Annotated in this window: 23 protein-coding genes and 4 pseudogenes; 21 read left to right on the forward strand and 6 right to left on the reverse strand. The window is 66.3% G+C overall.

The window, feature by feature from the left end; genetic code table 11:
• Window positions 1-25 precede the first annotated feature (25 nt).
• The 13 genes and pseudogenes from ACHMWU_RS27960 to ACHMWU_RS28020 all read left to right on the forward strand — a co-directional run bounded on the left by ACHMWU_RS27960 (window position 26) and on the right by ACHMWU_RS28020 (window position 12,506).
• On the forward strand, window positions 26-991 hold the full coding sequence (locus ACHMWU_RS27960; protein ID WP_396048756.1) for an acyclic terpene utilization AtuA family protein: 966 nt from the start codon (window positions 26-28) through the stop codon (window positions 989-991).
• Window positions 988-1,578 (forward strand): hypothetical protein, encoded by a 591-nt coding sequence (locus tag ACHMWU_RS27965; RefSeq protein ID WP_396048757.1) that lies wholly within the window; start codon window positions 988-990, stop codon window positions 1,576-1,578. Before ACHMWU_RS27960 ends, ACHMWU_RS27965 begins: the two co-directional genes overlap by 4 nt.
• Window positions 1,575-1,721 (forward strand): hypothetical protein, encoded by a 147-nt coding sequence (locus ACHMWU_RS27970; protein ID WP_396048758.1) that lies wholly within the window; start codon window positions 1,575-1,577, stop codon window positions 1,719-1,721. The genes ACHMWU_RS27965 and ACHMWU_RS27970 overlap by 4 nt, the downstream gene beginning before the upstream one ends.
• On the forward strand, window positions 1,718-2,704 hold the full coding sequence (locus tag ACHMWU_RS27975) for an acyl-CoA dehydrogenase family protein (RefSeq protein WP_396048759.1): 987 nt from the start codon (window positions 1,718-1,720) through the stop codon (window positions 2,702-2,704). The genes ACHMWU_RS27970 and ACHMWU_RS27975 overlap by 4 nt, the downstream gene beginning before the upstream one ends.
• On the forward strand, window positions 2,673-2,861 hold the full coding sequence (locus tag ACHMWU_RS27980; protein ID WP_396048760.1) for an acyl-CoA dehydrogenase family protein: 189 nt from the start codon (window positions 2,673-2,675) through the stop codon (window positions 2,859-2,861). Before ACHMWU_RS27975 ends, ACHMWU_RS27980 begins: the two co-directional genes overlap by 32 nt.
• Window positions 2,861-4,451 (forward strand): annotated as a pseudogene (locus ACHMWU_RS27985) (acyl-CoA carboxylase subunit beta). Before ACHMWU_RS27980 ends, ACHMWU_RS27985 begins: the two are co-directional and overlap by 1 nt.
• 145 nt (window positions 4,452-4,596) lie before the next feature.
• Window positions 4,597-5,779, forward strand: a pseudogene (locus tag ACHMWU_RS27990) (biotin carboxylase N-terminal domain-containing protein); the annotation flags it as partial.
• Between the two features lie 474 nt (window positions 5,780-6,253).
• Window positions 6,254-6,469 carry a biotin/lipoyl-containing protein gene (locus ACHMWU_RS27995; protein ID WP_396049261.1) on the forward strand — a complete coding sequence of 72 codons (216 nt, stop codon included), beginning with the start codon at window positions 6,254-6,256 and terminating at the stop codon, window positions 6,467-6,469.
• A pseudogene (locus ACHMWU_RS28000) lies at window positions 6,466-7,626 on the forward strand (acyl-CoA dehydrogenase family protein). The gene ACHMWU_RS27995 and the pseudogene ACHMWU_RS28000 overlap by 4 nt, the downstream one beginning before the upstream one ends.
• Window positions 7,627-7,671: 45 nt before the next feature.
• On the forward strand, window positions 7,672-8,391 hold the full coding sequence (locus tag ACHMWU_RS28005) for an enoyl-CoA hydratase-related protein (RefSeq protein ID WP_396048761.1): 720 nt from the start codon (window positions 7,672-7,674) through the stop codon (window positions 8,389-8,391).
• A 171-nt stretch (window positions 8,392-8,562) separates the two neighbouring features.
• Window positions 8,563-10,125 (forward strand): collagen binding domain-containing protein, encoded by a 1,563-nt coding sequence (locus ACHMWU_RS28010; RefSeq protein ID WP_396048762.1) that lies wholly within the window; start codon window positions 8,563-8,565, stop codon window positions 10,123-10,125.
• Window positions 10,126-10,268: 143 nt separating this feature from the next.
• Entirely contained in the window at window positions 10,269-11,738 is a 1,470-nt protein-coding gene (locus ACHMWU_RS28015; RefSeq protein WP_396048763.1) for an ABC transporter substrate-binding protein/permease, read from the forward strand.
• A pseudogene (locus ACHMWU_RS28020) lies at window positions 11,735-12,506 on the forward strand (amino acid ABC transporter ATP-binding protein). The gene ACHMWU_RS28015 and the pseudogene ACHMWU_RS28020 overlap by 4 nt, the downstream one beginning before the upstream one ends.
• Window positions 12,507-12,515: 9 nt before the next feature.
• On the opposite strand, the gene ACHMWU_RS28025 reads toward ACHMWU_RS28020, so the two are convergent.
• The 5 genes from ACHMWU_RS28025 to ACHMWU_RS28045 all read right to left on the reverse strand — a co-directional run bounded on the left by ACHMWU_RS28025 (window position 12,516) and on the right by ACHMWU_RS28045 (window position 14,229).
• Entirely contained in the window at window positions 12,516-12,818 is a 303-nt protein-coding gene (locus ACHMWU_RS28025) for a hypothetical protein (protein ID WP_396048765.1), read from the reverse strand.
• A 218-nt stretch (window positions 12,819-13,036) separates the two neighbouring features.
• Window positions 13,037-13,282: a hypothetical protein gene (locus ACHMWU_RS28030; RefSeq protein ID WP_396048766.1), complete on the reverse strand. Its 246-nt coding sequence runs from the start codon at window positions 13,280-13,282 to the stop codon at window positions 13,037-13,039.
• Between the two features lie 74 nt (window positions 13,283-13,356).
• Window positions 13,357-13,527: a hypothetical protein gene (locus ACHMWU_RS28035; protein ID WP_396048767.1), complete on the reverse strand. Its 171-nt coding sequence runs from the start codon at window positions 13,525-13,527 to the stop codon at window positions 13,357-13,359.
• 14 nt (window positions 13,528-13,541) lie between these two features.
• A complete protein-coding gene (locus ACHMWU_RS28040; protein ID WP_396048768.1) occupies window positions 13,542-13,916 on the reverse strand; it encodes a hypothetical protein in 375 nt (124 codons plus the stop codon).
• Between the two features lie 127 nt (window positions 13,917-14,043).
• The gene (locus tag ACHMWU_RS28045; protein WP_396048769.1) at window positions 14,044-14,229 is read right to left on the reverse strand and encodes a hypothetical protein; all 186 of its coding nucleotides are present in this window, start codon (window positions 14,227-14,229) and stop codon (window positions 14,044-14,046) included.
• Window positions 14,230-14,521: 292 nt separating this feature from the next.
• Between ACHMWU_RS28045 and ACHMWU_RS28050 the strand changes: the two genes are divergently transcribed.
• The 3 genes from ACHMWU_RS28050 to ACHMWU_RS28060 are packed head-to-tail and all read left to right on the forward strand — an operon-like array spanning window position 14,522 to window position 15,817.
• Window positions 14,522-14,923 (forward strand): hypothetical protein, encoded by a 402-nt coding sequence (locus tag ACHMWU_RS28050; protein WP_396048770.1) that lies wholly within the window; start codon window positions 14,522-14,524, stop codon window positions 14,921-14,923.
• Window positions 14,850-15,518 carry a hypothetical protein gene (locus ACHMWU_RS28055; protein ID WP_396048771.1) on the forward strand — a complete coding sequence of 223 codons (669 nt, stop codon included), beginning with the start codon at window positions 14,850-14,852 and terminating at the stop codon, window positions 15,516-15,518. Before ACHMWU_RS28050 ends, ACHMWU_RS28055 begins: the two co-directional genes overlap by 74 nt.
• Before the next feature lie 38 nt (window positions 15,519-15,556).
• On the forward strand, window positions 15,557-15,817 hold the full coding sequence (locus ACHMWU_RS28060; RefSeq protein WP_396048772.1) for a hypothetical protein: 261 nt from the start codon (window positions 15,557-15,559) through the stop codon (window positions 15,815-15,817).
• Here ACHMWU_RS28060 and ACHMWU_RS28065 read toward each other — a convergent pair.
• Entirely contained in the window at window positions 15,798-16,055 is a 258-nt protein-coding gene (locus ACHMWU_RS28065) for a hypothetical protein (protein WP_396049321.1), read from the reverse strand. The genes ACHMWU_RS28060 and ACHMWU_RS28065 overlap by 20 nt on opposite strands.
• On the opposite strand from ACHMWU_RS28065, the gene ACHMWU_RS28070 reads away from it, so the two are divergent.
• The 5 genes from ACHMWU_RS28070 (at window position 15,972) to ACHMWU_RS28090 (ending at window position 18,116) form a co-directional block, all read left to right on the forward strand.
• The gene (locus tag ACHMWU_RS28070) at window positions 15,972-16,262 is read left to right on the forward strand and encodes a hypothetical protein (protein WP_396049262.1); all 291 of its coding nucleotides are present in this window, start codon (window positions 15,972-15,974) and stop codon (window positions 16,260-16,262) included. The genes ACHMWU_RS28065 and ACHMWU_RS28070 overlap by 84 nt on opposite strands.
• 139 nt (window positions 16,263-16,401) lie before the next feature.
• Window positions 16,402-16,536 (forward strand): ATP-binding domain-containing protein, encoded by a 135-nt coding sequence (locus ACHMWU_RS28075; protein WP_396048773.1) that lies wholly within the window; start codon window positions 16,402-16,404, stop codon window positions 16,534-16,536.
• A 46-nt stretch (window positions 16,537-16,582) separates the two neighbouring features.
• A complete protein-coding gene (locus ACHMWU_RS28080; protein ID WP_396048775.1) occupies window positions 16,583-17,455 on the forward strand; it encodes a hypothetical protein in 873 nt (290 codons plus the stop codon).
• Entirely contained in the window at window positions 17,433-17,672 is a 240-nt protein-coding gene (locus ACHMWU_RS28085) for a hypothetical protein (RefSeq protein ID WP_396048776.1), read from the forward strand. The genes ACHMWU_RS28080 and ACHMWU_RS28085 overlap by 23 nt, the downstream gene beginning before the upstream one ends.
• A gap of 63 nt (window positions 17,673-17,735) precedes the next feature.
• Window positions 17,736-18,116, forward strand: coding sequence for a hypothetical protein (locus tag ACHMWU_RS28090; protein WP_396048777.1), 381 nt, complete (start codon window positions 17,736-17,738; stop codon window positions 18,114-18,116).
• Window positions 18,117-18,133 lie beyond the last annotated feature (17 nt).

Below are 18,133 nucleotides of genomic sequence, written 5' to 3' on the forward strand. Positions count from 1 at the left end.
GCGATGCGTGAGATGCTCGAGGGCGGTGAGCTTCGACTACCTGACCGGCGACGATCTCGCCGAGCTGACGATGCTGATCCTCGGCCGCGACCAGATGAAGGACGAGCAGCTCGGCTACGCCCGGACCTTCGTCAAGCAGGTGGCCGACTGCCTGGGTCTCGCGCAGGAGCGCGGGGTCAAGATCGTGGCGAATGCCGGTGGCCTCAACCCCGCCGCCCTGGCCGTCAAGCTCAGGGAGGTCGCGGCGTCCCAAGGCCTCGACGTCGCCATCGCGCACGTCGAGGGTGACGACCTGCGTGATCGCAGCGCCGAGCTCGGCTTCGGCGAGGTGCTCACCGCGAATGCCTATCTCGGCGCGTTCGGCATCGCTTCGGCCTTGCTGGGCGGGGCCGATGTGGTGGTCACGGGGCGCGTCACCGACGCTTCGGTCGTGGTCGGGCCAGCGATCGCGCACTTCGGCTGGGGCCGCGACGATCTCGACGAGCTGGCGGGCGCTGTCGTGGCCGGCCACGTCATCGAGTGCGGCACGCAGGCAACGGGCGGAAACTTCGCCGGCTTCGGAGATATCGACATGTCGACATCTTTGGGTTTTCCGATTGCCGAGATCGCAGCCGACGGCAGCTGCATCATCACCAAGCACGACGGCACCGGCGGTGCTGTCACGGTCGACACCGTGACAGCCCAGCTCGTGTACGAGGTCGGCTCCCCGATCTACCTGGGCCCTGACGTCTCGACTCGGCTCGACACGATGTCGCTCGCGCAGATCGCGCCTGACCGGGTCGCCATCACCGGAGTCGTCGGAGAGCCGCCGCCCCCCACGGTGAAGGTGTGCTTGAACGAGCTCGGCGGATTTCGTAACAGCGTCGAGTTCTTGCTGACCGGACTCGACATCCCGGCCAAGGCCGAGTCGTCAAGCAGCAGATGGAGTCGGCCCTCGTCGGCGATGATCGGCCCGATGAGGTCGAGTGGCACCTGGATCGCACCGACGTGACCGATCCGGCGACCCAGGCGCAAGCCACGTCGTTGTTGCGGCTGCACGTCAAGAGCGCGCGGCCGGAGCCGGTCGGCCGGACGTTCAGCGATGCCGCGATCCAGATCGCGTTGGCGTCCTATCCCGGGTTCAGCGTCTCGCGCCCGCCCTCGGCCGGAACGCCCTACGGCATCTACCGCCCGGCGTACGTCCCCCAGGGCGACGTCCCCCACCGGGTGGTGAACGCAAGCGGAAAAGTAACCGACATCCCCCCACCCAGTCCCCCACCCAGTCCCGCGAGTGGTGCGGATTGGTCTTTTCGAGACGGCGAGTCTGTCCAGGACGCACCACTCGGGGACGTGAACGCACCACTCGGCGAGAGCAGACGGATGCCGCTTGGTCGGCTCGCTCTGGCCAGGTCCGGCGACAAGGGCGGCGATGCGAACGTGGGGGTCTGGATCCCCGCCGATCATCCGCGGCGAGCTGACGCCTACGCCTGGTTGGCAGGCTTCCTCGACGAGGCGACGATCCGCGGCTGTTGCCCGAAGCAGCAGCGCTCGACATCGAGATCCATCCTCTCGCCAATCTGGCCGCCGTCAACATCGTGATCCATGGGTTGCTCGGTGACGGCGTTGCATCGTCCACGCGCCTCGACCCGCAAGCCAAGGGCGTCGGTGAGTGGCTGCGCGCCCGTGACTGCGCCATCCCCCTGTCATTGCTGTCGGACACTGCCGAGGAGAACGCCCTGTGAGCACGATCTGGAACACCCCCGAGCGTGAGGCGCTGCGGGCCATGGTGCGGTCGTTCACCGAGAAGGAGATGGCTCCACACCTGCCGGCATGGGAGGACGCCGGTCAGCTGCCGCGCGAGCTGCACCGGCAGGCGGCCGAGGTCGGCCTGCTCGGCATCGGCTTCGCCGAAGAGGTCGGAGGTTCTGGAGGCGACATCGTCGACGCGACGATCATGACCGAAGCCGTCATGTCGGCCGGCGGCTCGAGCGGCCTGCTCGCGAGCCTGTGCACCCACGGCATCGCGATCCCGCACATCGTCGACAGCCAGGATGCCGAGCTGATCGACCGATACGTCCGCCCGACCCTGGCCGGCGAGAAGATCGGCTCGCTCGCGATCACCGAGCCCGGCGGCGGTTCCGACGTCTCGGGTCTGACGACCCGTGCCGTGCTGGATGGCGACGAATACGTCGTCAACGGCGCCAAGACCTTCATCACCTCCGGGGTCCGATCCGACTTCGTGACGACGGCAGTGCGCACGGGAGGTGACGGCTTCGGCGGGATCAGCCTGCTCGTGATCGACAAGGGGTTGCCGGGCTTCTCGGTGTCCAAGCCGTTGAAGAAGATGGGTTGGCACTGCTCCGACACCGCCGAGCTGACCTTCGACGACGTGCGGGTGCCCGCCGGCAACATCGTCGGTGAGGTCAATGGCGGATTCGGCCTGATCGTCAACCAGTTCGTCAACGAACGCCTGAGCCTCGCGACCCAGGGCTATGCCACGGCGCAGCGTGCGCTCGACCTGGCCGTCGAGCACGCCCGCCAGCGCGAGACGTTCGGCAAGCCGCTCATCACCCGCCAGGTCATCCGGCACAAGCTGGTCGAGATGCACAGTCGCACCGCGGCCGCACGTTCGTTGACGCGTGATGCGGTCGAGCTGGCAGCGGCGGGCGAAGACGCCCCTGCTGGAGGCCGTGGTGGCCAAGAACGTGTCGGTCGCCGCCTGTGAATGGGTCGTCTCCGAAGCGGTCCAGATCTTCGGCGGCATGGGGTACATGCGTGAGTCCGAGGTCGAACGCCACTACCGAGATGCTCGCATCCTCGGCATCGGTGGCGGCGCGACCGAAGTCATGACCGACCTGGCAGCAAAGCTCTTGGAGTACTGATGACAACTGACACAGGCACGTCCGACACCCTGGTGGGCAGCAACCGGGCCGCGATGCTGGATCGGATCGCCGACCTGGCAGTCCAGCACGGCCTGGCGATCAATGCCGGTGGTGAACGCAACATCGGACGGCATCGGGCTCGCGGCAAGCTGACCGCGCGCGAACGCATCGAGCTTCTCGTCGACGCCGACTCGCCCTTCTTGGAGCTGTCGCCGCTCGCCGCATGGGGAACCCAGTTCACGGTAGGCGCCTCGATGGTCACCGGCATCGGCGTCATCGAAGGTGTCGAGTGCATGATCGTGGCGAACGATCCGACGGTCAAGGGCGGTTCGACGAATCCGAGCACGCTCAAGAAAGGACAGCGGGCCGCTCAGATCGCCGACGAGTGCGGCCTGCCGACGGTGAACCTGGTCGAGTCCGGCGGCGCCGACCTGCCGACCCGAGAAGGACATCTTCATCCCCGGCGGCGGATCGTTTCGCAGCATCACCCGCGCCAGCGCCGATCGGCGTCCGACCGTCGCGCTGGTGTTCGGCAACTCGACGGCCGGAGGCGCGTACGTCCCGGGCATGAGCGACTACGTCGTCATGGTCAAGGAAGGTGCCAAGGTCTTCCTCGGCGGCCCGCCATTGGTCAAGATGGCAACCGGTGAGGAGTCCGACGACGAATCCCTCGGCGGTGCCGAGATGCACGCCCGCAAGTCGGGCTTGGCCGACTACCTCGCGGTCGACGAGCGCGACGCGATCCGCATCGGCCGCTCGATCATCAAGAACCTCAACTGGCGCAAGGCCGGGCAGCCGGCGGCCGCGACGTATGCCGAGCCCGTGCTCGATCCCGAAGATCTGCTCGACATCGTGCCGACCGATCTGAAGGTTCCGTTCGACCCCCGCGAGGTCATCGCCCGTGTGGTCGACGGGAGCACCTTCGACGAGTTCAAGCCGTTGTACGGATCGTCGCTCGTCACGGGCTTCGCGCAGCTTCACGGCTATCCGATCGGCATCCTGGCCAACGCCCAGGGCGTGCTGTTCAGCGAAGAGGCGCAGAAAGCCGCTCAGTTCATCCAGCTCGCCAACCAGATCGACACACCGCTGCTGTTCTTGCACAACACGACCGGCTACATGGTCGGTGCGGAGTACGAGCAGGGCGGCATCATCAAGCACGGCGCCCAGATGATCAACGCAGTCTCCAACTCGACCGTGCCGCACCTGTCGGTCGTGATGGGGGCGTCGTACGGTGCGGGCCACTACGGCATGAGCGGACGCGCCTACAACCCGCGGTTCATGTTCAGCTGGGTCGGCGCGAAGTCGGCGGTCATGGGACCCGCGCAGCTCGCGGGCGTCATCTCGATCGTCGCCAGGGGTGCGGCAGCGGCCAAAGGGCAGCCGTACGACGAAGAAGGCGATGTCGCGATGCGGGCCATGATCGAGGAGCAGATCGAGAAGGAGTCCCTGGCGTACTTCACCTCAGGGATGCTCTACGACGACGGCGTCATCGACCCACGAGACACACGAACCATCTTGGGCATCTGCCTCAGCGCGATCCACACCAGACCCGTCAAGGGCGCAGAAGGATACGGAGTGTTCCGCCTGTGATCCGATTCCAGCCAGATGTCGGCGGTTTTATGTGTAACCGGACCCCGTATCAACCTAAAACCGCCGACATCTTGGGGGAAGTGTGATCAGCTCGATACTCGTGGCCAACCGGGGGGAGATCGCTCGGCGGGTGTTTCGCACTTGTCGAGAGCGGGATCAGCACCGTGGCTGTTTTTTCTGACGCTGATGCGTCGGCGCCCTTCGTGGCTGATGCGGACGTCTCGGTGCGGCTGCCCGGGGAGGCGCCGACCGGCACGTACCTGCGCGGTGACCTGATCATCGCCGCGGCGCTCAAGGCCGGGGCAGATGCGATCCATCCCGGCTACGGCTTCTTGTCGGAGAACGCGCAGTTCGCTCGCGACGTCAACGCCGCCGGGCTGATCTGGATCGGGCCGACGCCCGAGGCGATCGACGCCATGGGCGACAAGATCAGGGCCAAGGAGCCGTGTTCGACGCCGGGGTACCTCAGCTCGGCCAGCTTCGAGCCGGAGGCCCTGACCGGCTCGGAGATGCCCGTCTTGGTCAAGGCCGCTGCAGGCGGCGGAGGTCGTGGCATGCGGATCGTCCGGGATCCCGATGACTTGAGCGCCGCAATCGACCTTGCCTCCGCCGAGGCCGCCTCAGCATTCGGCGATCCGACGGTCTTCGTCGAGTACTACCTGGAGAACGCCCGCCACATCGAGGTGCAGGTTCTAGCCGACACTCACGGGACGGTCTGGATCGTCGGTGATCGCGACTGCTCGATCCAGCGCCGCCACCAGAAGGTCGTCGAGGAGGCACCCGCTCCTCGCGTCAGCGCCAGTGTCAGGACCACACTGCACGACGCGGCTCGCGCAGCCGCGAAGGCAGTCGACTACGTCGGCGCAGGAACCGTCGAGTTCATGGTCGCCGATGCCCACCTCGACACCGGCAAGGTGTTCTTCCTGGAGATGAACACCCGCCTTCAGGTCGAGCACCCCGTCACCGAAGAGGTCTTCGGACTGGATCTCGTCGCCCAGCAGGTCGCGATCGCCGAGGGCCGGACGCTCGACGGCGACCTTGGCGAGCCACGAGGCCATGCGGTCGAGGTTCGGTTGTATGCCGAGGATCCGGCCGATGACTGGCAGCCCCAGACCGGCACGATCCGGACGTTCGAGGTCGCGACCGGACCGGGTGTGCGCACCGATTCTGGAGTCGAGAGCGGTTCGACCGTCGGAATCCACTACGACGCCATGATCGCCAAGGTCATCGCGCACGGCCCCGACAGAGCGACCGCGGTCCGCCGCCTTGCGGACGTGCTGCGCCGCACCCGCATCCATGGCATCCGGACGAACGTGGACTTCCTGCGCTCGATCCTGCACGACGAGGAGTTCGCGGCCGAGCGCCTGCACACGGGGCTGCTCGAGGAACGACTCACGCAGTGGACTGCGCCTCGGGTCGACGAGCCGAGGATGCGACGGTATGCACTGGCTGCCGCGCTGGCCGAAGCAGCGACCGCCACTGCGGATGCCAAGGTGCTCGGACGAATCCCGACGGCCTATCGCAATGTGCCGAGCCAGCCGAGGACCCGCACGTACGAGCCGGACATCGCCGTCAGCTATTCGGCTGGATTCGTCCAGCACGATCTCGACGACGTCAGAGCTGTGAGTGCCACTCCGACCGAGGTCGTCCTCGACGTGGCGGGTCTCATCGAGACGTATGCGGTTGCGGTGGGGCGTGGCTGGGTCGACGTCGACGGTCCACACGGGTCGATCGACCTGGTGCCCGTGCCGCTGTTCGTCGATCCGGCCGATGTCGTCGTCGAAGGATCGCTCCTTGCTCCCATGCCCGGATCGGTCATCGCCGTCAACGTGGCAGACGGGCAGCAGGTGGCCAAAGGCGAGGTCATCATCGTCCTCGAAGCCATGAAGATGCAGCACACGATCATCGCGCCCAGTGCCGGCACGGTGTCCCAGCTGTCCGTCACCACTGGCACCCAGGTCGAGTCGGGTGCGGTTCTCGCCATCATCGCTGAATCTGAAGAAGGAGAAGTGTCATGACCACGTTCACCGAGTCCGAAGAGCGTCAGAGGACCGGAAGGCCGTGGCCGCGCTCGGCAAGAAGTACGGTCACGACTACTTCGAGAAGGCCGCGAAAGAAGGTCGCAAGACCACCGAAGCTGTGGCAGGAGGCCGGCAAGCTCGGCTACCTCGGCGTCGCCGTGCCAGAAGAGTTCGGAGGCGGTGGCGGCGACATTGGCGATCTCGCCGCAGTGTGTGAGGAACTTGCCGCGGCGGGCAGCCCGTTGTTGCTGATGGTGGTCTCGCCGGCGATCGTCGGCACCATCATCACGCAGTACGGCACGCAGGCCCAGAAGGAGAAGTGGCTGCCCGGGCTGGCCGATGGCTCGTCGACGTTCGCGTTCTCGATCACCGAGCCCGACGCTGGCTCGAACTCGCACAACATCACGACGACGTCGTACCGCGATGGCGATGACTGGATCCTCAAGGGCACCAAGACGTACATCTCAGGTGTCGACGAGGCCAGCCACGTGCTGGTCGTCGGACGCACCGAGGACGCCCGCAGCGGCAAGCTCAAGCCGGCGCTGTTCCTCGTCCCGACTGACTCCCCGGGCTTCACCTACCAAGAGATCGACATGGGGATCGTGTCGCCCGAGAAGCAGTTCACGCTGTTCTTCGACGACGTCCGGGTGCCGTCCGACGCGCTGATCGGCAGCGAGGACGCCGGTCTCGAGCAGCTGTTCGCGGGCCTGATCCCCGAACGCATCATGGGTGCCTCGTTCGCGCTCGGCACCGCGCGGCTCGCGCTGCAGAAGGCGACTGCGTACGCGAAGGAGCGGCAGGTGTGGAAGGCTCCGATCGGCGCGCACCAGGCCATTGCGCATCCGCTGGCACTGTCATACATCGAGATCGAGATGGCGCGACTCATGACGCAGCGGGCTGCGGCTCTGCTGGCGGCTGGTGACTTCATGGCCTCTGGCGAAGCCGCCAACATGGCCAAGTACGCGGCTGGCGAGGCGGTCTGCAACGCCGTGGACCGGGCGATCCAGACTCACGGCGGCAACGGCCTGGCCAACGAGTACGGTCTGGCGCAGATGCTGGCCGGTTCACGGTTGTCGAGGATTGCTCCGGTCAGCAAGGAGATGGTGCTCAACTTCGTGGCACAGTTCTCGCTCGGGCTGCCGAAGTCCTACTAGCGCCTTCGGCGCCTATGGTCACCATCTATCCCCAGGAGGTCCTGCATGTCCGAGTTGGTCCATCTCGATGTTGTCGATCAGGTTGCGACGATCACGCTCGACAGCGATCACAACCGCAATGCGCTGAGCAAGCAGTCGTCGACCGAGCTCGCGGCGCACCTGGCGACGGCGGACGCCGACGCGCAGGCGCGAGCGATCCTGATCCGGTCGGCCGGACGGGTGTTTTGCTCGGGAGCGGATCTGTCGGAGGCGGCCGGCGGTGGGATGGCTGAGGGCGCCGCAGCGCTGGTGGCCTTGCAGCGACAGATCGCGGCTGGTCAGAAGCCGGTGGTCGTCGAGCTCGCTGGTCCGGTGCGTGCGGGTGGACTCGGCATCGTAGGTGCTGCCGATCTCGTGATCGCCGCCGAGTCGGTGACCTTCCAGCTGACCGAGGTCCGCCTCGGGCTGGCCCCAGCCGTCATCTCGGTGAGTCTCCTGCAGCGGTTCACCGATCGGGCTGCGGGTGACCTGTTCCTGACGGCGCGCACGTTCGGCGCGGCGGAGGCGGCGTCCGTCGGCCTGATCACCCGTGCTGTCGCCGACCAAGACCTCGAGGGCGAGGTCGCCCGTGTTCTTGCCGATCTGGTCAAGGGGTATCCCCAGGGTCTGCGTGAGACCAAGAAGCTGCTCAACCACGACCTGCTGGCGCGGATCGATGCGCTCGGCGACCACGTGGCAGTCAGTCTGCCGAGCTGTTCGCCAGCGACGAGGCTCGCGCAGCGATGACGGCCTTCCTCGAGCGAGGCAAGTGACGTATCGGCTAAACCGTTTTCTCGTCAGGGTGACTACCTGTCATGGCTCATCCTGATGATCTTTGCCTTCCCTGTGGCGGGCGCGACCGGCAACGCGTTGACTGGAGTGTTCGTAGTTTCAAAAAAACCATATGGGGAGCACAGCATGACCAGTCCGTCAGTCAGTGACAGGCGACCTCTCGCCGCGCGATATGCCATCGCGTTCGTCGCAGCCATGTCGATGGTGCTCGGGCCGTTGGCCTTCGCACCCGCCCAAGCCGCGGGATTCACCATCTCCGGAACGGTGGGCGGCGAGGGAGCAGGCCCGCTCGAAGGAGTCCAGGTCGAGCTGCAGGTCTACAACGCCCAGGACGAGTACTTCCAGAGCGCAGACTGGGCCGCCACGGACGAGCTCGGGGAGTACCACTTCGACGAGGTCGAGAGCGGACAGTCCTACCGCGTCCGTGCGCTCAGCATCGACAACTTCACCCGGTCGACGAGCGCCGCATTCGTGCTGACGGGCAACAAGTCGCTGTCCTTCACGCTGGGCATCGGCGGTTCGCTGTCGGGATCGGTCCGAGAGGCCGGGACCAACGCAGTGATCGAGAGCGTCGACGTCCGGGCCTACCCGATCGTCAACGGCGCGATGGTCTACGAAGACGACTCGGCCGCTCAGGTCGATCCCGAGACCGGATCGTTCCTGCTGCAGGGACTCGAGCCCGGCAACTACGAGGTGCACATCTCCGACTACAGCGGACCGCACGTCAAGAAGATCGAGACCGCGACGGTCGTCAGGAACACCGTCACGCCGATGGGCACCATCACGCTCAACGTGGGCGGCACCTTTGCTGGCACGCTCCAGGACTCTGCCGGCGCGCCGGTCGACTTCGCCTCGGTGTCTGCCCTCCCGGTCGTCAACGGAGAGGCCGACTACAGCAACGCCTACGGTGCCTCGATCGACGAGGTGACGGGCGCGTACGTGATCCAGGGCCTCCCGGCCGGAAGCTTACAAGATCTCCTTCACGGGATACAACTACTTCGACCAGTTCTACAACAACAAGGCGACCGTCGAGAGTGCAGACGCGCTCACCATCGCGCTGGGGGAGAGCAAGCCTCTGGGCACCACGACCCTCGAGAAGACGGCGTCGGTGACCGGCCTCATCGAGGACGCGTCGGGCAACCCGCTCGAGGACATGGGGGTCGAGGCGTTCAAGGTCACCAACGGCGTGACTGCGACCGAGAAGCTCCAGCTTCGACTACACGCAGCCTGACGGAACGTACGAGCTCTCCCCGCTGCATGCGGGGACCTACCGTCTCCAGTTCTTCGACGGCCTCCACGTGTATGCCGACAAGACAGGTCCGTTGGTCACCGTGGCTGAGGGCGACATCGTCGTGGTGCCTGCCACCGTCATGGTCAAGAAGCCTGTCGTCAAGCCGCCTGTCGTCAAGCCTGCCCGAAGAAGGCCGCGTCGATCAAGGTCAGTGGCAAGGGCGGCAAGAAGAAGGCGACGTTGAGCATCACGGTCAGGGCGTCGGGTGTCACGCCGACCGGCAAGGTCACGATCAAGCTGGGCAGCAAGACGCTCAAGACCGTGACGTTGAAGCGGGGCAAGGCCACGGTCAAGCCACGAAGCAGAAGAAGGGCAAGCGTGCCTACAAGGTCATCTATGCCGGTGACCGCAAGGTGCGGGCCAAGACCGTGACGACCAAGAAGATCACGATCAAGTAGCACGATCGTCGCGCCAGGTTCTGGGCGCCTGTGTACGGATCGCTGAGCCGGATCCGTACACAGGTGCCCGAAAACTGGGCTTCGCCAGGATGCGGCGGAGCCGCTGTGCCTCTACGGTCAGGAGACCGAGGAAACGAGGCAGGATGCGCAACGCAGCGAGGTGGATTGCGTTCGCCCTGCTCGCCGTCGTGCTGGTGACCTCTGCCCCGGCATCTGCGGCGGAGGATCGACCGGTGGTACGGGTCGGCACGGAGGGCACCTACCCGCCGTTCTCCTTCCACGACCAGAAGTCCAACGACCTGGTCGGTTTCGATATCGACGTCATCAAGGCCGTCGCCAAGGAGGCTGGCTGGAAGATCGAGTTCGTCGAGACGACGTTCGACGCGATCTTCGCCGCGCTGGATGCCGACCGCATCGACGTCATCGCCAATCAGGTCACGGTCAATCCGGAGCGCCAGGCCAAGTACGCGCTGTCGACGACGTACACCTACTCGCAGGGTGTGCTGGTGGTCAAGAAGGGCAACACCGACATCAGGTCGCTCGCCGACCTGAAGGGCAAGACCACGGCGCAGTCGGTGACGACGAACTACGCCAAGCTCGCCAAGGAGTCTGGAGCGAAGGTCGAAGGGGTTGAGGGCTTCTCGCAGGCAGCGGCCCTGCTGTCGCAGGGACGGGTCGATGCGGTCATCAACGACAACATCGCGGTGCTCGACTATCTCAACACCACGGGCTCCGACGCGATCGAGATCGTCGGCGACGCGGGCGACGAGATCAACGAGCAGGCACTCGCCTTCCGCAAGGACGACACGGCCCTGCACAAGCAGGCCAATGACGCACTGGCTGCGTTGACAGCCGACGGGACGCTCGCGCAGATCTCCAAACGCTACTTCAAGGTCGACGTGACGGTGCCCAACGGCGGTCGTGCCGATCTGTCGGGCGGTGACCGCAGCAGCAGCACCGTCAGTCGGATCCAAGACGCTGCGTGGCCGATGTTCCGTGGTCTGCTGCTCGCGACGATCCCCATCACGGTGATCAGCTTCATCATCGGCCTGGTCGTCGCTGTCGTCGCAGCCCTGGCCCGCATCTCCGGGATCCGAGTGTTCGACTGGATCGCGCGCGCCTATATCTCGATCATCCGCGGGACACCTCTCCTGCTGCAGCTGTTCATCGTGTTCTACGGGCTGTCGGAGATCGGCATCAAGTTCTCGCCGTGGACGTCGGCGATCCTGGCGCTCAGCATCAACGTCGGTGCCTATGCCGCCGAGATCGTCCGTGCCTCGATCCTGGCCGTGCCCCGCGGGCAGTTCGAGGCGGCAGCCACGATCGGCATGGGCTACTGGCAGTCGCTGCGTCGCATCATCTTGCCTCAGGCTGCTCGCACCGCCGTCCCACCGTTGTCCAACACCCTCATCTCCCTGCTCAAGGACACCTCGCTGCTCTCGGTCGTGCTGGTGACCGAGCTGACCCGCGAGGCCCAGTACGCGGCAGCAGCCAGCGGCGACTACCTCGCGCTGTACGCCTTCGCGGGCCTGTACTACTGGGTCGTCTGCACGGTCCTGGCCGCATTTCAGGACAGGATCGAAGTCCGACTCGACAGGTATGTGGCCTCATGAGCGACAAAGACATCAGGGTCAGTGCACGCGCCGTCACCAAGTCGTTTGGCGACATCCACGTGCTGCGAGGAGTCGACTTCGACGTCGAAGCCGGGACGACGACCGCGTTGCTGGGTCCGTCGGGCTCGGGCAAGACGACGATCCTGCGCTCGCTCAACGCGCTGGAGCTGCCCGATGCTGGCCAGATCCGCATCGACGAGGTCGCCGTCGACTTCGGCTCACTGCCGACGGGCAAGACCGGCCGTGCTCAGACAGCCAGGCTCCGGGCGCAGAGCGGCATGGTGTTCCAGTCGCACAACCTGTTCCCGCACAAGACGGTCCTCGAGAATGTCATCGAAGGTCCTGTCCAAGTGCAGAAGCGGCCCGTGGCCGAAGCCGTCGCGGAGGCCCGCGATCTGCTCGACCAGGTGGGGCTGGCGGAGAAGGCGGAGCAGTACCCGTTCCAGCTGTCGGGCGGGCAGCAGCAGCGGGTCGGCATTGCCCGAGCGCTGGCGCTCAAGCCCAAGGTCGTGCTGTTCGACGAGCCGACGTCTGCGCTGGATCCTGCCGTCGGGGAGGTGCTGGCCGTGATCAAGGACCTGGCGACCCCAGGGCTGGACGACGGTCATCGTGACCCACGAGATCCGTTTTGCCGAGCAGGTCGCCGACCAGGTGTTGTTTCTCGACGGGGGAGTCGTGGTCGAGAGCGGTCCTCCCGAGCAGGTCATCGCTGACCCGCAGGAGGACCGCACCCGCCAGTTCTTGCAACGGATCCTCGACCCAGGGTGAGGGTTGGCGCTAGCTGTTGCAGTAGACCTGCATCTCGGCGTAGGCGGCCCAGCCCCCGGGATCACTGACGTCTGGCAGGAAGCGCAGCTTGGGGTCGGTCAGCGTCGCATTGATCCAGCGGGCGCTCTGTCCCTTGGCGAGCTGCTGCTCGTACGCCAGGAGGCCGAACCCCTGGTTCGTGATGAAGGCGAAGCCCGACGTGCCGTTGGGGGAGTCGTCGTCGATGCCGATGTAGCCCCGTAGCTTGGTGCACTGCTTGCCGGTGAGATCCCAGTCGATGCGCTCGTTGTCGTGCAGCGAGAACGACTTCACGCCAAACAGGTGATTGTTGATCTTGAGGTTGCCGCGGTAGACGTTCGACGGAACCGACGAGAAGGGCAGGTCGTTGAGCGATCGCCACCGGAAGACGCTGATGTTGCGCGGGGCGCTGGTGCCGGCGGCACGGCCCTTCGCAGCAGCCTTGCGAACTCGGAAGAACGTCGGACCGCCTTGGGTCAGCTTGACCTTCTTGCTGAACTTGCCCGAGGACGTCAGCTTGGCCGTGGTGACCTTCTTCCACGAGCCAGCCGTGCCGTTCTTGCGATAGACCGTGACCTTCTTGCCACGAGCCTTGGGGGAGACCTTGCCGTCAGGGTCACGGTGCCGTTGATCTCGGCGGTCGTGGTGCTGAGGGTGAGGGTGACGGCGTACTTCGAGGCAGCCTGGGCCGACTGGGCGCCGGTGGCGACGAGTGCGGCGGAGACAAGCCCGACCAGGGTGAAGCGTAGGGAGCGCATGATCGGAGCGTAGGCCCGACGTGCGGTGCTGAGTAGGGACTCAGTCGGCTTTGGGTGGAAACCCCACCGTCAGGTCAGTTGATCGACGGGAAGGTGCAGAACACCTTGGCGGTGCCCAGCAGGAAGTTGATGTTCTCGCCGGACTCGGGGAGGTATGACTTGATCTCTAGTGGCCTGGTCGGCAGCAGCCGGTCGCGGACCGTGCGGGACTTGATCGCTTCGTAGGCGGGCTCGCCGCGCTTCATCGTCGCCGACTTGATCAGACGTTCCCCCTGGAGGAAGGCTGAGAGATCTTGTAACGCCCCTCGCTGGCTTCCGAGCGATCTTCCACGCCGATCCGGAAGGTGATCTTCTTGCACTTGTAGCCGCGGATGTCGACGACCGCGGTGCTGCCTCCGGGGGACCAGGAAGGACGAGAAGAAGAACTTGCGGTTGTTGACGGTCCACGGATCGCTGCGCGGCCGACCTTGTGCTGGACGCCGGAGGTGCCGGCCGGCCGGTTGAGGCGCCCGGACTTGTCGTAGAACTCGTAGAGGAAGGTCCAGTGGAAGGCGTCGAGGAAGGTCGAGCGGGTGCCGGCCGCCGTGCGACCGCGCTTGGACATCGTCGCCTTGAGGCGCCACACGCCACCCACGGGCGGCTCGAACGTGCGCGAGAACCGGCCCTTCGACGAGCTTGACCGTGTAGGTCTTGTACTTCTTTGTTGTTGCTCGTGTTGTAGGCCGTGATGCGGATCTTCTTGCCCTTGACCTTGCCGCCGGTCACTCGCCCGGTGATCTTGGTGTTGCGCAACGACTTGGTCTCCGACGACACGTCGACGAGCTCTCGCTGAGCTTGAGCGAGATGCGGTACTTCTTCGACTTCGCGGCGTCGGCGGCGGTCAGAGGGGTGGCGACCAGTGCGGCGCTGACGAGCACGGCAGCGAGGGCGACGAAGAGCTTGCGCAAGGGGTACACCTCAGGAAGTAGGACCAAAGTCCCCTCAATAGTACGGCGAATCGGGTCAATTCGCGCATTCGGCGAGAACGCCCCCACCGTGACGAACGGACGGCCCGAACAGGGTGAACGTTTTTCTGACGGCATGTCGAATCGCCGGTGTCACAAGCGATGTCCATTTCGCGGGCATGTGCCTGCGGAATATTTCTGGCACGCCATAGACTTGTAAGTTCTCTGACGCACAGAAGGAGTGAGTTGAGCTCACACAACGCCGAGCAACGCGAGATCGCCGCGGAGCAGTCCTATGTCGACACGGTCTACGAACGTCTCGATGCCTCGGCCAAGGTCGCCCAGTCCCTCGTGGTCGAGGGAATGGCGCGCGGTCACGTCGGCAACGAAGGGCGGACTGGTCGAACGCGATGCGATGGTCTACCAGGCGTCCAAGCGGCTGTCCGCCCTGCACGCGGCGCACGACGGATTGGTGTTCGGGCGACTCAACTTGGTCAACGGCGAGTCTCGTTACATCGGCCGCATCGGCGTGCGCGACGCCGAGCGCGAGATCCTGCTGGTCGACTGGCGGGCCCCGGCGGCGGCGCTGTTCTACCAGGCCACCGCTCAGGAGCCGTCCCGGCGTGGTCCGGCGGCGCGTCCTGCGCTGCGCCAACGACACGGTCATCGGCATCGAGGACGACCTGCTCGACGGTGACAACGCGCCCGACGACATGGTCGTGATCGGTGAGGGTGCACTGCTGGCGAGCCTGACCCGCGCGCGCGACGCCACGATGCACTCGGTCGTCGCGACGATCCAGAAGGAGCAGGACGAGGCGATCCGCGCACCCAGCCGTGGGGCGACCACGATCGGCGGCGGTCCCGGCACTGGCAAGACCGTCGTCGCGCTGCACCGCGCGGCCTATCTGCTCTACACCGACCGGCGCCGGTTCGAGTCGGGCGGCGTCCTGGTGGTCGGTCCGTCGACGGTGTTCATGAACTACATCGAGCGGGTGCTGCCGAGCCTCGGCGAGACGAGCGTGACGCTGCGCTCGCTCGGCGAGGTCGTCGACGGCCTGCGCACCGCACGTCACGACGAGCCCGTCGCGGCTGCAGCCAAGGGCTCGTCGCGCATGGTCAAGTTCTTGGCGCGCGCGGCGGCAGCTCCCGATGCCGGGCTCGCCGAGCGAGTTCCGCTACTTCTTCAAGGACGACGTCCTGCGGCTCAACGCCGACCAGCTCGCCAAGATCCGTCGCCAGCGTTGTCGGGAGCCAAGCGCAACCGGCGTACGACAAGGCTCCGGTCGCGCTGATCGAGGCTCTGTGGCGTCAAGTGCGCGGTGAGCGGGCCTTGGAGAAGGGTAAAGAAGACTTCGTCGAGATCATCACGACCGACGACCGCTTCGTCGACTTCGTCGAGCAGTGGTGGCCGCCGGTCGAGCCGATCCAGGTCTGGCGCACCCTGCCCGACGTCCTCGAGCAGCTGTCCAACAACGCGTTCAACGCCCGCGAGCTCGCCGCGCTCAAGGCCTCGTGGGAGCTCGGCGAGCCGAGCATCCAAGATGTGCCGCTGATCGACGAGCTGCGCTACGTCATCGGTGAGCTTGCCTGAGACCGGCGGCGAGGACGATGATGCGCCCGAAGCAGCTGACGGCTTCGAGCGGCGCGAACGGGAAGAGCGAGTCGACCGCTTCCGCTCGACCCAGAGCATCGAGGACGACGGCTTCGCCCACGTCCTGGTCGACGAGGCCCAAGACCTCTCGCCCATGCAGTGGCGGATGCTCGGCCGTCGCGGCCGCCACGCCAGCTGGACGATCGTCGGCGACGAGGCCCAGTCGTCGTGGCCGCACCCGTCAGTCCGCTGCCGCGCGCAAGGCCGCGCTCGAGGGCAAGCCCGAGCATGCCTTCCGGCTGTCGACCAACTACCGCAACTCCGCAGAGATCTACGCTGGCCGCCAAGGTCGCGGCGGTCGCGGTGCCCGACCCAGATCTGGCCGACGCGGTGCGCCGCACCGGAGAGTCGCCCCAGCGTCTCGTCGTCTCCAGTGCCGACTTGATCTCGTCGGTGCGCCGTAGCGCTGAAGAGATCCTCGGCCGGGTCGACGGGACGGTGGCCGTCGTGGCCCCGCGCGACCGTCTGGTCGGGCTGAGCGCCGATCTGGCCGAGCTCACCGCAGCTACCCAGATCGTCTGCGTGTGCTCGACGGGCTCGACACGAAGGGGCTGGAGTTCGACGGTGTCGTCGTCGTCGAGCCCGACGCGATCACCGAGGAGTCGTCAGCGGGCTGGCGCACGCTGTACGTCGTCCTGACCCGTGCGACGCGCTGTTGACCACGGTGGGCACGACAGACCGGTGGAGCAGCCGGATCGTATGAGGTTGGGTGTCAAGCTCCTCCTGCTCGTCGTCCTCGGGGCGCCGGTGGCGTTGCCGACGGCCCTGACGACCTTCGTCCACAGCGAACGGGCCATCGTCATCGGTGCGCATGATGCGACGGTCCAGCCCAACTTCGACGGCTACGCACGGATCGACTTCGGCACCTTGATCCCGCAGATCAGGCTCCCTTCAGAAGCGCCCCTCGGCATCGGCGTCGACATCCGCCTCGGTGACAGCGAGGTCACCGAGCTCGATCGAGCCATCGCCCGCGACGCGGTGATCGCGAGCCAGCCGCAGGGCGAGATCGCGGCGGTCCGCGGCACGATCACGTCGATGCTGACCGATGCGGCGCTGCGCGGGCTCGGCTCCGGCATCATCGCGGTCCTGATCGCCGTCCTGGCCTGGCAGGCGATCGGCCAGCAGCGTCGGCGGATGATCTGGGCCGCAGCGCGGCGCCCTGCTCGCAGGCAGGTCGTCGGAGCCGCAGCGGTGTCGGTGACCCTGGTGGCAGCACTCGTGCTCGTCGCGGCCCCTGAGCGGCCGCGCGAAGACGACGCGGCCTGGGAGCCGATCGCTGCAGCATTCCCGTTGCTGCCCAGCGATCCGGTGCTCGACAAGGTCGAGATCATCCAAGGGGCGTCGACGGCCGGCAGCCAGGCACTCGTCCAAGGGGCGCTCGACACCTATCAGACGTCGGTCGCGTTCTACGGCAAGATGACCGAGACCCGCGAAGAGCGCCGATGTCCGGGTGCCCGCGGAGGGCGAGACGACGGCGCTGGTCGTGACCGACCGGCACGACAACATCGGCATGGATCCCGTGGCGCGGGCGATCGCCGATCGTGCCAGCGCGACGATGCTGATCGACCTGGGCGATGACACCTCCAACGGTGCCAGCTGGGAGACGTTCAGCCTCAACTCGTTGGCCAGCGAGTTCAAGGGCTTTGACGTCGTGTCGGTCGCCGGCAACCACGACACCGGAGACACGGTGGCCGATCAGATGCGCGACAAGGGCTTCACGGTGCTCGACGGAAGCCGGTCGACGTCGGCGGCGTGCGCTTCCTGGGCAGCAGCGATCCGCGCAGCTCGGGCCTGACTGCGGGGTACTACGGCGATGCGGACGCCAATGCTGCGGCGCTGGCGGCGCAGGACCAAGAGCTTGAGCACTGCGTGCGACGACGGCGCAGTCAGCGTCATCGCAGTCCACAGCCCCTCGTCGGCCAAGCAGGCCGCCGCATCCGGCTGTGCCGATCTGGTCCTGTCGGGTCATCTGCATCGTCAGGTCGGTCCGACCACGACGACCGGGGCGAACGGCAGCCCGACCACGACGCTGTCGACCGGCAGCACGGGCGGTGCGGTCTACGCCTTCGCACTGGGCAGCAAGCTTCGCCGCACCGCGCAGGTCACGATCGTGACGTTCAAGGACGGACGTCCCGTGGGGCTGCAGGTCGTCGACTTCGAGCCCGGTGGGCAGGTGACGCCGCAACCGTACTTCCCGCTCGCTCAGGACGCCGAGGTGTCAGACCGAGAGACCGACTAGGTGCGTGTGGGCTCCGA

Origin of the sequence: Aeromicrobium sp. UC242_57 (assembly GCF_044452305.1) — a bacterium.
Classification (GTDB): domain Bacteria; phylum Actinomycetota; class Actinomycetes; order Propionibacteriales; family Nocardioidaceae; genus Aeromicrobium.